Origin of the sequence: Hylemonella gracilis str. Niagara R (assembly GCF_000600295.1) — a bacterium.
GTDB lineage: Bacteria > Pseudomonadota > Gammaproteobacteria > Burkholderiales > Burkholderiaceae_C > Hylemonella > Hylemonella gracilis_A.
In genome coordinates, this window is record NZ_JEMG01000001.1 from 3326321 (window position 1) to 3339581 (window position 13261).

Here is a 13261-nt window from a genome sequence, read left to right on the forward strand (position 1 = left end):
TTTTTCCTAGCCGGACTTGATCTTTGCATTTAATCGAATCCGGCATTTTCTCCCACCTTGGTCTGCGTGGCGAAGGGGGCAGTCTCAGTCGCTTCCATCGTGTGCCGGGCAACGGCGGGCGCGGCAGTGGCATCGGCCTGTCTCTGGTCGCGGGCATCGCGCGCCTGCATGGTGCGGCCATCGTCACGGGCACGGACCTGGACGGCCAGGGCTTCAGCGTGCGTGTGCAGTTCCCTGCCGCCAGCATCCCTCCGGCCGCAGCTTAGACCGGCAGCTTGGCGATCACCTTGATCTCGAACTGGAAGCCATAGAGCCAGGTCACGCCGATGCCGGTCAGCGTGGGGTGCGGCGCCTCGCCCCAGTACTCCGGCCAGATGTGCCAGATGCGCTCGAAGTTCTGCTCCGGGTTGACGATGAAGACGGTCACGTCGACCACGTCGTCGAAGGTGCAGCCGGCCGCGCTCAGCACCGCGTTCAGGTTGTCGAAGGCACGGCGCACCTGGGCCTCCAGTTCCGGCTCGGGTGAGCCGTCCTCGCGGCTACCGACCTGGCCCGAAACAAACAGAAAACCGTTCGACCGGACAGCCGGCGAGTAGCGGTTGCGCTCGTACAGGGCCTGCCGCCCAGAGGGGAAAACCACATCGCGTGGGGTCATCACATGCCTTTCATTGCGTGAAGAATTGACGGAAACAGGCACTGTAGGGAAGACAACCGTTTGAATAAACAGCAAAGTTTGTCCAAGACTATTTGCATAATCAGGACAATCCGCACGCACTGCGAGCCCAACCCAACCGTCTCGCCACCCCAAAACCGCCATGGACCGTTTCGATGCCATGCAGGCTTTTGCCCGCGTCGTGGAGACCCGCAGCTTCACCCAGGCGGCACAGACGCTGCACATGAGCAAGACCACCGTGACCCAGCTGGTGCAGCAGCTGGAAGCGCGCCTGCGGGTCAGGCTGCTGAACCGCACCACCCGTCAAGTGAACGTGACGGCCGACGGCGCCGCCTATTACGAACGGGTCGTGCGCCTGCTCGCCGACATGCAGGACGCCGAGACCAGCCTGAGCAGCGCGTCCGCCGCGCCTCGCGGCCGCCTGCGGGTGGACGTGCCCAGCCCGCTGGCCCGCCTGATCCTGGTGCCGGCCTTCCCGGACTTCCACGCGCGCTACCCCGACATCCAGGTGCACATGGGCGTGAGCGACCGGGTGGTCGACCTGATCGGCGAGAACGTGGATTGCGTGGTCCGCGGCGGCGAACCGGGCGACCCCTCGCTGGTGGCGCGGCACGTGGGCGACCTGGCCATCCGGCTGTATGCGGCACCGTCCTACCTGGCGCGCACCGGCATGCCCGCGCATCCCCGTGACCTGGAGGCGCCGCCGCACCAGATTGTGGGCTTTCTGTGGTCCAGCACCGGACGCATCCTGCCCTGCAGCTTGCAGCGCAACGACGAACGCGTGGAAGTGCGCGGCCGTTACGCCCTCGCGGTGGACGATGGCAATGCCTACCTGGCAGCCGGCCTGGCCGGGGTGGGCGCGCTGTGGCTGCCCCACTACCTGGCAGCACCTCATCTGGCCCGGGGCGAACTGGTGCCGCTGTTCGAGGACTGGACCATCGCCCCGATGCCGCTTTACCTGGCCTATCCGCCCAACCGCCATGTGGGTGCCCGGCTGCGCGTCTTCATCGACTGGGTGGTCGAGTTGATGGCCCTCCACGCGCCGCTGTCGGCGCGAAGGTGACGGAACCGCCGACCCCGGTCCGCTACAGCCTCACTGGCAACGGAAACTGGAGGCTTGTTCCACATCACCCCCCTGATAGCGGGCAACGGTCGGGTAAGGACAGAGCGGACGGCTACGGTCCTGCGCCCAGTCGGCGGGCAGTTCCTTGTTGACGCCACCGGGGTTGCCAGCACCGCGTGCGCGGGCCTCAATGCGCTCAGGCGCCTGGCCCTGCTCTACCCAGCGCACCAGCGGCGAGATGGCGTCGAACTGGTCGGTGGACATGCCGTCTCGGCAATGCGCCATGCCGGGCACGCGGAAGAAGCGCGCGTAATCGGCCGTCTGTGCGCCATCGCGTGCTTGCACGCGGCGGTACCAGGCTTCGGTGTCGTTGACCGAGAAGATCGCGTCGCTCACACCGTGGTAGACCAGCATGCGTGCGCCCCGCGCCCGCAGCTTCGAGAGGTCGCTGTCATTCGGCGGCGTCATGAATTCCATCGCCGATTGGGTGAACATGCCGCCCCGCGCCTGCACGGCGTCCAGCATCGCATCGACATCGCCCGCCAGCACGAAGTCCTGCGCTTGGAAGGTCTTGGGGTCGTAAGGCGGCGTCGCGAAGATGAAGCCCACCGCACCCGAGTCCCGCGTCAGCGGCGCGTTGAATTCCCAGCTCGCGACATCGGCGCTGGCCAGACCGGCATCGAAGGGGAAGCTGGCGTAGAAGGGTTGGCCGTTCTTGGTGGTCGCGCCGCTGAAAATCGGTCCGATCGCGCGCTTTTGCTCGGCCGAGAGGCAACTGCCATCCCGCGCGCCCTTGCACGTCGGCACGTCACGCGCCAGGTCAAAGGCCGCCGCGCAGGCATTCGTGTCCTGGATCATCCCATCGCGCGCTCCGTCCAGGCTGTCGCACTTGCCCAGCACCGCGTCGACCACGGTCTGCCGCTCGGCCGTGGTGAAGGCAGTGGACAGATCCTTCGGATCGGTGGCCACGCGCTTGTACTGCTGCGCGCCATAAATGTTGGCCACGGCGGCCAGCGGCAAGCGGTAGCCGGGTGAACCGACCAGATACCCGTCGAACATCTCGGGATGGCGCGCGGCGGCCACCATGGCGTGGCGCCCGCCGTTTGAACAACCGCCGATGTAGGAGCGGTCCGGCGGCCGGCCATAGGCCTGCGCGATCAGTGCCTTGGCCATGGGCGTAAGCGCGGCCACGGCGTTGTACCCGTAATCAAGGCGGGCTTGCGGATCGAGGCCAAAACCAGGGCCGCGCGTCACGCGGTTGTCGTGCCCAGCATCAGAGCTGATGACGGCAAAACCTTGGCTCAGGGCCGAGGTCACGGGGCCGCCGCCGAACTGGCCCGTGGCGGGAACCACGCTGCCATCGATGCCGCCGTTGGCCTGGTACCAAAAACGCCCGTTCCATAGTCGCGGCAGGCGCATCTCAAAACCGATCGCATACGCGAGACCATCGATGCCCACGCGCTCGTTCATCGCGCCTCGCACAAGGCAGTGCTCCGCCACCGGGGCGCCGCCCACGGTCAGCGCGCCCGCGGGCGTGCTGGCTGCCGAGGTGAGGCGCGTCCCGGCATACGAGAACAGGCCCGCCAATGTTTCGCACTGCTGGAGGGGGCCGGGGCGGGCCGCCTCCATCACGGGGACCGACCTTGGGCCGGACGAGGACAGTGGCGAAAGACCGCAGCCAGCCAGCAAGGCGCTGGGCAAGACCCACCAGAGGCGCGCCGGGCGTTGCGCGAGCGACGACGATGGGTGCAAATCTTTCATGAGGACACCTGAAGCAATGACTGAATCCATAACCTAACAACTGTCAGGTTGCTTTAGATTGCACTCTACGCAGTTGGGTGACGCCTCAAAATCGGGGGAACCCAGGCCACGGGTAAGCTCGGATGCGGCCCGGGCCGCCCGGCTTTCCCTGCCGCTCTTACCGATCCATGGACCACGCTCGAAGCGCTCACTCTGGCAACAAGCCGATTTCCTTGGCCACACTGCCCCAGCGCTCATGCTCGGCGCCGAGGAAGGTTGCCAGTTGCCGGGGCGTGCCCAGTGCCTCGGCCAGCGGACCCATGGTCGTCATGCGCTGCACCAGCTCGGTATCGGCCAGCAGTGCATTGATCTCCTTGTTGAGACGCTGCACCGCCGCCGCCGGGGTACCGGCTGGCGCGACCACGGCGAACCAGCCCACCATCTCGAAACCGGGCAGCAGCTCGGACAAGGCGGGCACGGACTCCCAACCGGGCACGCGCTTGGCCGACGTGACCGCCAGCAGGCGCAGGCGGCCCTGGCGCACGAGCTGAGCCGTCGAAGCCAGATCGGCCACCACGGCGTCGGCATGGCCGCCGATCACGTCCTGTACCGCCACGCCCACCGAGGTGTAGCCCACGAGGTTGACCTGCATCTTGGTGCGTGCGTTGATGAGGCGCGCGATGATGCCGCCGAATGTGCGCCCGCCCTCGTTGGCCAGGGCCAGCGTGCCGGGTTGGGCCTTGGAGCGCGCGATCAGATCCTGCATGGACTGGATGGGCGACTCAGCCTTGACCAACACGGCGAACGGACTCTTGGCGACGAAAGCCACGGGCGTGAAGTCCTTCTGCGCGTCGTAAGGCAGGGTCTTGAACAAGTATTTGTTCGACACCAAGGCCGCCGTGGTCGCGAAGTAGAAGGTATAGCCGTCAGGCGCGGCCTGGGCAGCTGCCTGCGCCCCGATCACGTTCTGCCCTCCAGGTTTGTTCTCAATCACGATGGGTTGGCCCAGCGAGCGGCTGAGCTTGTCACCCAGCAGACGTGCCACGTTGTCAGGACCTGAGCCCGGTGGCTGAGAGAGCACGAACTTGATGGGTTTGTCGGGCCATGCGCCAGGACCTTGAGCCCAGGCACCAGGAATGGTGGACACGACCGCGGCCAGCACGATGGCCTGGATGTAGTTTCTGCGTTTCATTCTTTGTCTCCTCGTGGTTATGGTGGTCGAACTCAGCACACTCTCACTACAGCCGCAAGGCGGCCAGCTGTTCACTCAGCGCCACGGCGTTGGCTGCGACGCCATAGACGTAGTGGTCAGGTCGCACAAGCGCGGCACGCACGCCATGGTGCTGGAACCATGCCGCAAGCACGCCATCGCGCTCGGTGAATTTGGGCGTGCCGAGCTGCACGGTGCGCAGCCCCGGCAACCCAGCCGCGCGCGCGGCCGCCTGCAGCGCGGCATCAGCGTCAGCGGCCAGCACGAGGCGCCAGCCGCAGCCCAGGGTATCGTCCATCCGCACCGCATCGGCACCCTCCTTGTGCAACCAAGGTTGTGGAAAGATGGTGCCCCGCGCAGCATGCGCATCGGCGGCGAGCAAGCCGGATTGCAGCGCGGGCTGCACATCCTGGCGCGGTGTGGACCCGACCACGCCGCCGCACTCGGCCAGCAGACGTGCATCCCGTTCGCGAGCGCGAACGGGATCGCGCTCGCTGATGATCTTTCCAATCGCCTTGATGCGCGTCGTCAGCTCGGCAACGTGGGCTTTGCGTTCCACGCCATAGCTGTCGAGCACCGCGTCCCCGGCGTCGCCACGCAACACACTCCCGAGCTTCCAGCAGAGATTGGCCACGTCGCGTGCACCTTGGCACATGCCCTGGCCTAAAAAGGGCGGCTGCTGGTGCGCGGCGTCGCCCGCGACAAAGACACGGCCCTTGCGCCATTCGTCCGCCACGAGGGCATGGAAACGGTAGCTGGCCTGGCGCCAAAGCGTTCCGTCCTCGGGCGTGAGCCAGGGTGCGAGCAGGCGCCACGCGCCTTCGGGTGTCGCAAGTTCCTTGGGGTCTTCGCCGGGATTGATGGAAATTTCCCAGCGGCGGTGCTTGCCCGGACAGATCAGGAAGGAACTGGGTCGCTGGGGAGTGCAGTACTGCACACTGGTGGTCGGCAGCTTGGCCAGGCCCCGCTCGTTGACCAGCACGTCCACCACCAGCCAGGGCTCGTCGAAGTCCAGATCTTCCAGCGTGATGCCGACTTGCCCGCGCACGAGGCTCGACGCGCCGTCGCAAGCGATCACGTAGCGCGCCCGCACGCTGGAGGAGCGGTCATCTTCGCTCCGCAGCGCGAGCAGCGCGCCATGCTCGTCTTGCGTCACCTGCGTCAAGGTTAGACCGAGCTCGACCGTCACGTTGGGAAAGGACTGCGCATGCGCGCGCAGGATGCGCTCCACGGGCGGCTGCGTGAAAACGACCGAGGGCACGTGACCCAGCGGATACGGCGGCGTCACGGTGGACATGCGCTTGATGACTTGTCCATCCATCCCGTAATAGACCGAATCGGTGAAGGGCTCGAGATGGGGCTTGATCTTCTGGGCCACGCCCATCTGCTGGAACAGGCGCGTGATCTCGTGGTCCAGCGCAATCGCACGCGGCTTGTCATAGACATCGTGCAATTTGTCGCAGACGTACGTGGACACGCCTTGCGCGCCCAACAAGCCCGCGGCGATGGCGCCCGTGGGGCCAAAGCCCACAATCGCGACGTCATACACTCCCGCGTCGCGCGCGGTCAGTCCGGCCTTGCTCACTGTGCCCATGTTCAAGCCGCCTCGTCCTCGATGGTGTTGCGCAGCAAGCCCACGCGCTCGATCTCGATCTCGATCTTGTCGCCGTGCTTCATCCAAACGGGTGGGGTGCGGGCCTGGCCCACGCCCGCGGGCGTGCCCATGACGATGAGGTCACCCGGCTCCAGCGTCATGCACTCGCTGAGCAGTTGGATGGTCTCGGCCACGCCCCAGATCATCTCGCGGGTATTGGCGTCTTGCATGACCTGCCCATTGAGACGGGCCTGGATGCGCAGGTCGACCGCGCCGGGCGGCAGCTCGTCGGCCGTGATCAGCGTGGGGCCCAGCGGGCCCGTGCGGTCGAAGTTCTTGCCGATGGTCCACTGCGGCGTCTTCTTCTGGTAGTCGCGCACCGAGATGTCGTTGAAGACTGTATAACCGAAGACCGCGTCGAGCGCGTTTTCCATCGTGCAATGCTTGGCGGTCTTGCCGATCACCACGGCGAGTTCGGCTTCCCAGTCCAGACGCTCGGAAACTTTGGGACGCAGGGCCGCCTTGCCGTGGGCCAGCAGCGACGTGGCGCAGCGCAGGAAAAACCAAGGGTAGACCGGCTTCTCACGGCCTCCCTCCTTGGCGTGGTCGTAGTAGTTCAGGCCCAGGCAGACGATCTTGCCTGGCTCAGGCAGCAGGGGCGCGAGTTCCAAGTCTTCCAGCTTTCTGCGCGGCGCGGCGGAGGCAATGGCGGCCTTGGCGGCCGCGTCGAGGTTCTGACCGGATTTGAGCGCGGCGCGCAGATCGGCGCTGATGTGCGGTTGCGCGCGGTTCAGGTCGATGACCTCGTTGTTGTGAACCACGCCGAGACGCGGCTCGCCGTGATCGATGTATGTGGTGTAGCGCATGGTGCTCCTTGGAAAATCTCAGGAATTCGTTTCGAAAAAAATGGCTTTTTGAGCCTGCTTGAGTTGGGTTGTGGGCGAAACGCCGATACCCCACTGGTCGATGCGGCCAGGCGGCCAGGTCCAGTCCGATGGACCGCCAGCTTGGTAGCTGTCGTCGATCTGTTCGACCTCCGCGGTGTATTCAATGACCACGTCGAAGGGCCCCACGAAGTAGTTGAATGCGTTGTCGCCAGGGCCATGCCGCCCCGGCCCCCACTGAATGCCGTAGCCTGCGTCCTTCATGCGGCCGCCGCCGCGCATGACCGAGTCCAGGTCGGGCATGAGGAAGGCGATGTGATTGAGGGCGTCGTTGTCGGTGTCGCCCAGTGCGATGCTGTGGTGGTCATTGCCGCAACGCATGAAAGCCATGATGCGCGTGCGGTCCGACAGAGAGAAGTCCAGGACTTGCTCCAGGAAGGCCCGTGTAGTCTCGACGTCGTGGCAGTTGAGCACCGCATGGGCCAGGCGAACGGGGCGGTCTTTCTCCTCGCGTGCGTCGGCGTGGCGTGCGTCGTCCCACACCAGACGGAAGGCACGGCCGTCGGCATCGGCCACGGTCACCGCGATGCCTCCACCGGGCTCATCCACGGACCCTGCCGGGGTCAGCACCCGGCCGCCCTGCTGCGGCGCCCGTCGGACCACCTCGTCGAGCGCTTCGCGGCTGCGCGCGCGCAGCGTCACATGGCGGATGCGCGCGGGTCCCTCGGCGCGATGCAAGGCCAGCACATGGTGGTCCGCCCCGGTCGCCCGGAGATACAAGCCCTCCGAGGTGCGAGCCGCCACGCTCAGATGCCAGGTGTCGGTGTAGAACTTCTCGGCCAGCACGAGGTCGGGGACATTCAGCGCAACGCTGCGCAGGCCGCTGACAAGGGACGAGGCATGGGTCATGGGAGAGTTCCTTTCGTGAGCCCAAGGAAACGGCGAGCATTGGTGTGCGTCAGCTGGTCCATGACGGCATCGTCAAAGTCGGCCGCGCGGCAACGCTCCAGAGGACGCGCGTCGTGGAAATTGAAGGGGTAATCGGTGCCCACCATGAGCTGTGAGGCGCCGAAGGTCCGCACCAAATGCTGCAGGGTCGGCGTATCGAACACCAAGGTGTCGTAGTAGAGTTCGCGTGCCTGCTCGAGGGGAGACCTCCGCACGCTGTCTTTGAGCGACGGGAATACGCTGATCGCCTGCTGCAGCCGTGGCAACAGCATGGCCAGCGTGCCGCCACCGTGACTGAAGGCCAGGCGCAGGCAGGGCACACGGGACATCAAATTGCCGGTCAGCACGGAAGCCGCCGCCAAGCCCACGTCGGTGGGATAGGCCAGTACCTGCTGCAAGGGCGGCGGACCGACCAAGCGGTCCATGCCGGCCGGACGCAGCGCGTGCACGAACACCGACAGGTCCAGCGCGGCGCAGGCTTCGAAGAAGGGAAACCAGCGCACGTCGCCCATGACCACGCCGTTGATGTTGCTGCCGATCTCCACCCCCTTCAAGCCGAGCGAGGTTTTGATGTAACTCAATTCGCAGATGGCCAGATCCATGTCCTGCAGCGGCACGGCGCCAAGGCCGACCAGCCCGCCCGCGGATTCGGCCACCATGCCCGCGATCTGTTCATTGAGGTAACGCACCAACTGGGCGGCGGCGCTTGTGGGCATCCAGTAGGACAGCAACTCCGGCATGGGCGAAATCGCCTGCACGGCCAGGCCCATTTCCTCGAAATCCGCCAGGCGGCGCGAGGTGGTCCAACTCTTGTCGGTCACCGTGCGGTAGTTCTTGCCATCGATCATCACGTTGCGGTGCTGGCAGTCCTGCCCAGGCACCATCGACGGCCAGCCCGCGGGCGCGGCGCTGGCACCCAGGTAAGCGGGAAATTCGCGTGGAACGACATGGGCGTGTACATCCACGCCTAGGCAGCTGCAAGCGCTCATTGCGTCTCGCCCACGCGAGTCAGCGCATCAAAACCGTAGCGGTTCATGCTGCCGAACACCGGCATCGAGGGATGCGGAACGAAACGGGTACGGCAGTCCAACACCGCAGCAAACCCGAAGCCAAGGCGCGCTCCAAGGCGCTGGCGACGGCATCGGCGCATATCACGACCTCGCCGGCCAGCGGCCGCGCGACATGGTCGCCCATGCCACCAGCCGGAAAGCCGGAGACGATGGAGGCCGTGCCCGCGGTCTGGGCACGGGCTGGCGGGAACAGGCTCGCGGTGCAAGCCAGCAGGATGAAACGGCGATCAATCATGGTTGTCTCCTCTGTCGTTGGGTCTTCGCGTGCGGACCGGTCGTGCGCCGGACCCGGGCATCAGTCATGCCGCAGCCCAGCGGACTTGACTCCCGCCATGCAAATCGCCTCGTCTTGGTCACCGGTGCCGCCACTCGCACCGACCGCGCCGAGCAACAGTCCTGCCGCGCTCTTGATGAGCACGGCGCCTGTCTGGGGCAAAAAGCGCCCCCCCGATGTGGACGACAGGGAAACAAAGAAGTTCGGGTTTTCCTTGGCACGCTCGCCCAGCACACGGCTGGGAACGCCCATGCCCACCGCCCCCCAGGCCTTGGCGCGGGCAATGTCGAAGCGAAACATGCTTGCGCCATCCTCGCCAGCGTATGCCTTGAGATGGCCTGCGGCGTCCAGCACGGCGATGGCCATGGGTTGGTAGCCTGCCGCGCGTGAATGGATCAATGCGCCAGCAATGATCTGCTGCGCCTGCTCCAGCGTCAGTGTTTCCAAGCGGGTCTCCTCTTTATTTCTGATCTGCATTGACGCGGATCAGTTCTTTGATGGCGCAGTCTAGGGAGAGCCCTTCTATTCATCTAGTCGATTTTTTGGATAAATAGAATCCACGCCATGGATATACGTTCCGTCGACCTGAACCTGCTGGTTGTTTTCGAGGCGATGCGCCAGCACCGCAGCGTGACGCGCGCGGCGGAAGCCCTGGGACTCAGCCAGCCCGCCATGAGCGCCGCCCTGGCACGCCTGCGCACGCTTTTCGACGATGCCCTGTTCGTGCGATCGGGCGCGCAGATGAGCCCAACCCCACGCGCGGAGAGCCTGGGTAGTGCGATACACCGCGTCGTGCAGACGATCGAATCAGACATCCTGCTGCCGACGATGTTCGATCCAGCGACAAGCACGCGCACCTTCACGCTGCTCACTCCTGACATCGCCGAAATGAATTTCCTGCCGCGCCTGCTGGCGCATTTGTCCGAGCTGGCGCCTGGCGTGAACCTCAAGACCTTGGCCATGCCACGCCACATGGCGGCATCGGCGCTTGAATCAGGCGCGGCCGAACTGGCCATCGGTTACTTCCCCGATCTCCACCGGGCAGGCTTTTACCAACAGCGACTGTTTCGCAGCTCGCATGTCTGTCTGCTGCGCAAGCAGCACAGCAGTATCGGCAAGAAGCTGAGCATGAAGCAGTTTCTCTCCGCCTCGCACGCCGTGGTTCACCCCGACGGTCGCGAGCATGTGTTCGAGCGCTTCATCCAGGAAAAGGGCATCCAGCGCCGCGTGGTCGTCGAGTTGTCGCACTTCATGAGCCTGCTGCCCATCGTCGAGAACTCCGACATCATCGCCACCGTGCCCAAGGACCTGGCCGATTTCTTCGTCCACCACGGCGAAGTGCGCTACGTGGACGCGCCCGTCAAGCCCCCCGTCATCGACGTGCATCTTTTCTGGCACCAGCGCTACCAGAAGGACATGGCCCACACCTGGCTGCGCAAGCTGGTCTACGAAATGTTCCGCAAGGACAAGGTGAGTTGAACCGCGCCGGGTCGACTCGTCACGACGGACCCCCGCATTTTTGACCGCGCGCCACGCATCCTCACATCGGCGCCATCTGAAGCCGATCTGCGCACGCCTGCGTGGCTAGAACCGCTCGCCCGCTGGCAGATAACGCCACTGCCCCAGCGGTAGGCCCGCCATGGCGATGCGCCCGATACGGATGCGCCGCAGCGCGCGAAGTTCCAGGCCGACCTGCGCGCACATCCACCCTGTCCATTCCGGGGCGATGCCTTTCGTCGCGAAGCGCAGGCGCGTCTCGCTCTGCCAGCTCACGCGCGCTGGCGGTAGCGGCCGCCCGTCCCGCGACAGGCCATGGCCAAGGCGCGCCAAACCGTCGGGCGCGATCACGCCCTGCACTTCGGCGACGAGTTCCTGCTCGACGAAGGCCGCGTCTTCGGTGAGCTTGCGCACCACGCGAAAGTCCTGGCTGAAGACGCACAGGCCACTCGCCTGCACTGGCAGCGCCAGTAGCATCTTGAGCCCGAGATGATGGGCCTTGCTGCGGCGGATACCCGAGACATCCCCGCTCCAGTGACTGCTCTCCGCGAGCAGGTCCATCGCCGCTTCGGTCGTCATGCCCGCCGGCTTATGGACCAGGAAGGTCGCGGCCACGACGGGCTGCAAGCGCGCCTGCGGATCGATGTCGACACGCTGGCTGGCGGTGACGCGCACCTGCGGCGAGTCAACACACTGCCCGTCCACGCGCACCCATCCTTCCACGATGTATTGCTCCGCCTCGCGGCGTGAACAGGGCACCAGCCCAGCGACCACCTTGGCAAGGCGCTGTGCATCACCAGCACCAGCACCCGGCAATGGCGGACTCGAAGCGGGTGTGCCCGTGCCCATGCTATGCCCCGTCCGTCAGCAGCCGCGCCTTCACGGTCCGGCCCTTGATGCGCCCGCTGTTCAGGCGCGCAACCGCTTCGTGCGCGATGCCACGTTCCACCGCCACGTAAGTGGCGAACTCGTTGATATCGATCTTGCCCACTTGCTCCCGCGTGTAGCCCAGGTCGGCGGTGAACGCACCCAGCACGTCGCCCGGGCGGATCTTCTCCTTGCGCCCGGCCTGGATGTGCACGGTCGCCATGGCCGGCAGCAAGCGCCCACCCAAGGCCGGCGTGAGTTCGGAGAGCGCATGCCAGACGGAAGGCTGGCCCTGCAGCTGTTCGATGTGCCCCACCGCCCCCATCTCGTCGAGGGAAGCCAGGCTCAGCGCGAGCCCAGTCTCTCCGGCGCGACCGGTGCGGCCGATCCGGTGCACATGCGCTTGCGGATCGGGCGAGATGTCCACGTTGATGACGGCGGCGAGGCCCGCAATGTCCAGGCCGCGCGCAGCGACGTCGGTGGCAACCAACACCGAGCAGCTGCTGTTGGCGAAGCGCACCAGCACTTGATCGCGCTCGCGCTGCTCCAGGTCGCCGTGCAGCGCGAGCGCGCTGTAGCCCTGTGCCTGCAGCAACTCGGCCAGTTCGCGACAGCGCGCCTTGGTGTTGCAGAAGGCCAGGGTGCTGACCGGGCGAAAGTGCTCCAGCAGGCGCGCCACCGCGGGTAGCCGCTGCTCCTCGCGCACCTCGTACCAACGCTGTTCGATCTGCTCACTGCCGTGCTGCGCTTGCACCTTCACCGTCACGGGCTCGCGCAGGAACTGCGCGGCGAGCCTGGCAATGCCCTCCGGGTAGGTCGCCGAGAACAGCAGGGTCTGCCGCTGCGCCGGGCACCTGCGGGCCACCTTCACGATGTCGTCGACGAAGCCCATGTCCAGCATGCGGTCTGCTTCGTCAAGCACCAGTGTCGCGAGCGCATCGAGTGCGAGGTTGCCGCGCTCGAGGTGGTCGATCACACGCCCGGGGGTGCCGACGACGACGTGGGCGCCGTGCTCCAGGCTGGCGGCCTGTCCGCGCAGCGGCACGCCACCGGCGAGCGTGACGACCTTGATGTTGTCTTCTGCGCGCGCCAGCCGTCTGATCTCGGTCGTCACCTGATCGGCCAGCTCACGGGTGGGGCACAGCACCAGGGACTGAACCGCGAAGCGACGCGCATCGAGCTTGGCCAGCAAGGCCAAGGCGAACGCTGCGGTCTTGCCACTGCCCGTCTTGGCCTGGGCGATCACGTCTCGGCCTTGCAGCGCGGCGGGCAGGCTGGCCGCCTGGATGGCGGTCATTTCGAGGTAGCCCAGCCGGCGAAGGTTCTCCTGAGCTGCGGCAGAAAGGGGAAGCGTGTCGAAGCTTTTAGAGACTGTAGTAGACAAGGTCATGAATGAATCTTACGCAGTAAGCCGGCTTAAAGGCGTCGTGTCATATCACCA

Annotated in this window: 14 protein-coding genes; 3 read left to right on the plus strand and 11 right to left on the minus strand. The window is 65.8% G+C overall.

Annotation, left to right across the window (positions count from 1 at the left end; translation table 11 throughout):
• Positions 1–23: 23 nt before the first annotated feature.
• The gene (locus tag AZ34_RS18450; protein WP_197026571.1) at positions 24–266 is read left to right on the plus strand and encodes a hypothetical protein; all 243 of its coding nucleotides are present in this window, start codon (positions 24–26) and stop codon (positions 264–266) included.
• Here the strand turns inward: AZ34_RS18450 and AZ34_RS15135 are convergent.
• The gene (locus AZ34_RS15135) at positions 263–655 is read right to left on the minus strand and encodes a RidA family protein (protein WP_035609555.1); all 393 of its coding nucleotides are present in this window, start codon (positions 653–655) and stop codon (positions 263–265) included. The genes AZ34_RS18450 and AZ34_RS15135 overlap by 4 nt on opposite strands.
• Positions 656–815: 160 nt before the next feature.
• On the opposite strand from AZ34_RS15135, the gene AZ34_RS15140 reads away from it, so the two are divergent.
• Positions 816–1736 carry a LysR family transcriptional regulator gene (locus AZ34_RS15140; protein ID WP_035609557.1) on the plus strand — a complete coding sequence of 307 codons (921 nt, stop codon included), beginning with the start codon at positions 816–818 and terminating at the stop codon, positions 1734–1736.
• A 30-nt stretch (positions 1737–1766) separates the two neighbouring features.
• Here AZ34_RS15140 and AZ34_RS15145 read toward each other — a convergent pair whose 3' ends face one another.
• The 8 genes from AZ34_RS15145 to AZ34_RS15180 form a co-directional block, all read right to left on the minus strand.
• Positions 1767–3497: a tannase/feruloyl esterase family alpha/beta hydrolase gene (locus AZ34_RS15145; RefSeq protein ID WP_197026572.1), complete on the minus strand. Its 1731-nt coding sequence runs from the start codon at positions 3495–3497 to the stop codon at positions 1767–1769.
• A 187-nt stretch (positions 3498–3684) separates the two neighbouring features.
• Positions 3685–4668: a Bug family tripartite tricarboxylate transporter substrate binding protein gene (locus tag AZ34_RS15150; RefSeq protein WP_051509921.1), complete on the minus strand. Its 984-nt coding sequence runs from the start codon at positions 4666–4668 to the stop codon at positions 3685–3687.
• 46 nt (positions 4669–4714) lie between these two features.
• The gene (locus AZ34_RS15155) at positions 4715–6280 is read right to left on the minus strand and encodes a bifunctional 3-(3-hydroxy-phenyl)propionate/3-hydroxycinnamic acid hydroxylase (RefSeq protein ID WP_051509923.1); all 1566 of its coding nucleotides are present in this window, start codon (positions 6278–6280) and stop codon (positions 4715–4717) included.
• Positions 6281–6282: 2 nt separating this feature from the next.
• A complete protein-coding gene (locus AZ34_RS15160) occupies positions 6283–7146 on the minus strand; it encodes a fumarylacetoacetate hydrolase family protein (RefSeq protein WP_035609561.1) in 864 nt (287 codons plus the stop codon).
• Positions 7147–7164: 18 nt separating this feature from the next.
• Complete coding sequence (locus tag AZ34_RS15165; protein WP_035609563.1) at positions 7165–8073, minus strand: VOC family protein; 909 nt, start codon at positions 8071–8073, stop codon at positions 7165–7167.
• Complete coding sequence (locus AZ34_RS15170) at positions 8070–9101, minus strand: amidohydrolase family protein (protein WP_035609566.1); 1032 nt, start codon at positions 9099–9101, stop codon at positions 8070–8072. Before AZ34_RS15170 ends, AZ34_RS15165 begins: the two co-directional genes overlap by 4 nt.
• A gap of 43 nt (positions 9102–9144) precedes the next feature.
• The gene (locus AZ34_RS15175; protein WP_035609569.1) at positions 9145–9417 is read right to left on the minus strand and encodes a hypothetical protein; all 273 of its coding nucleotides are present in this window, start codon (positions 9415–9417) and stop codon (positions 9145–9147) included.
• A 60-nt stretch (positions 9418–9477) separates the two neighbouring features.
• A complete protein-coding gene (locus AZ34_RS15180; protein WP_035609572.1) occupies positions 9478–9903 on the minus strand; it encodes a GlcG/HbpS family heme-binding protein in 426 nt (141 codons plus the stop codon).
• A gap of 117 nt (positions 9904–10020) precedes the next feature.
• Between AZ34_RS15180 and AZ34_RS15185 the strand changes: the two genes are divergently transcribed.
• The gene (locus AZ34_RS15185; RefSeq protein WP_035609575.1) at positions 10021–10935 is read left to right on the plus strand and encodes a LysR family transcriptional regulator; all 915 of its coding nucleotides are present in this window, start codon (positions 10021–10023) and stop codon (positions 10933–10935) included.
• Positions 10936–11040: 105 nt separating this feature from the next.
• On the opposite strand, the gene AZ34_RS15190 is transcribed toward AZ34_RS15185, so the two are convergent.
• On the minus strand, positions 11041–11802 hold the full coding sequence (locus AZ34_RS15190) for an RNA pseudouridine synthase (RefSeq protein ID WP_081767249.1): 762 nt from the start codon (positions 11800–11802) through the stop codon (positions 11041–11043).
• A gap of 1 nt (position 11803) precedes the next feature.
• Positions 11804–13210: an ATP-dependent RNA helicase DbpA gene (gene dbpA / locus AZ34_RS15195; protein ID WP_035609577.1), complete on the minus strand. Its 1407-nt coding sequence runs from the start codon at positions 13208–13210 to the stop codon at positions 11804–11806.
• Between the last annotated feature and the right edge of the window lie 51 nt (positions 13211–13261).

What these genes read in the sequence shown, in the direction of transcription:
- AZ34_RS15165 (WP_035609563.1), bottom strand. Translation starts at nt 8,073, where the DNA reads ATGACCCATGCCTCGTCCCTTGTCAGCGGCCTGCGCAGCGTTGCGCTG.
- AZ34_RS15150 (WP_051509921.1), bottom strand. Translation starts at nt 4,668, where the DNA reads ATGAAACGCAGAAACTACATCCAGGCCATCGTGCTGGCCGCGGTCGTG.
- AZ34_RS15170 (WP_035609566.1), bottom strand. Translation starts at nt 9,101, where the DNA reads ATGAGCGCTTGCAGCTGCCTAGGCGTGGATGTACACGCCCATGTCGTT.
- AZ34_RS15155 (WP_051509923.1), bottom strand. Translation starts at nt 6,280, where the DNA reads ATGGGCACAGTGAGCAAGGCCGGACTGACCGCGCGCGACGCGGGAGTG.
- AZ34_RS15190 (WP_081767249.1), bottom strand. Translation starts at nt 11,802, where the DNA reads ATGGGCACGGGCACACCCGCTTCGAGTCCGCCATTGCCGGGTGCTGGT.
- AZ34_RS15135 (WP_035609555.1), bottom strand. Translation starts at nt 655, where the DNA reads ATGACCCCACGCGATGTGGTTTTCCCCTCTGGGCGGCAGGCCCTGTAC.
- AZ34_RS15175 (WP_035609569.1), bottom strand. Translation starts at nt 9,417, where the DNA reads ATGATTGATCGCCGTTTCATCCTGCTGGCTTGCACCGCGAGCCTGTTC.
- AZ34_RS15145 (WP_197026572.1), bottom strand. Translation starts at nt 3,497, where the DNA reads ATGAAAGATTTGCACCCATCGTCGTCGCTCGCGCAACGCCCGGCGCGC.
- AZ34_RS15185 (WP_035609575.1), top strand. Translation starts at nt 10,021, where the DNA reads ATGGATATACGTTCCGTCGACCTGAACCTGCTGGTTGTTTTCGAGGCG.
- dbpA (WP_035609577.1), bottom strand. Translation starts at nt 13,210, where the DNA reads ATGACCTTGTCTACTACAGTCTCTAAAAGCTTCGACACGCTTCCCCTT.
- AZ34_RS15140 (WP_035609557.1), top strand. Translation starts at nt 816, where the DNA reads ATGGACCGTTTCGATGCCATGCAGGCTTTTGCCCGCGTCGTGGAGACC.
- AZ34_RS15160 (WP_035609561.1), bottom strand. Translation starts at nt 7,146, where the DNA reads ATGCGCTACACCACATACATCGATCACGGCGAGCCGCGTCTCGGCGTG.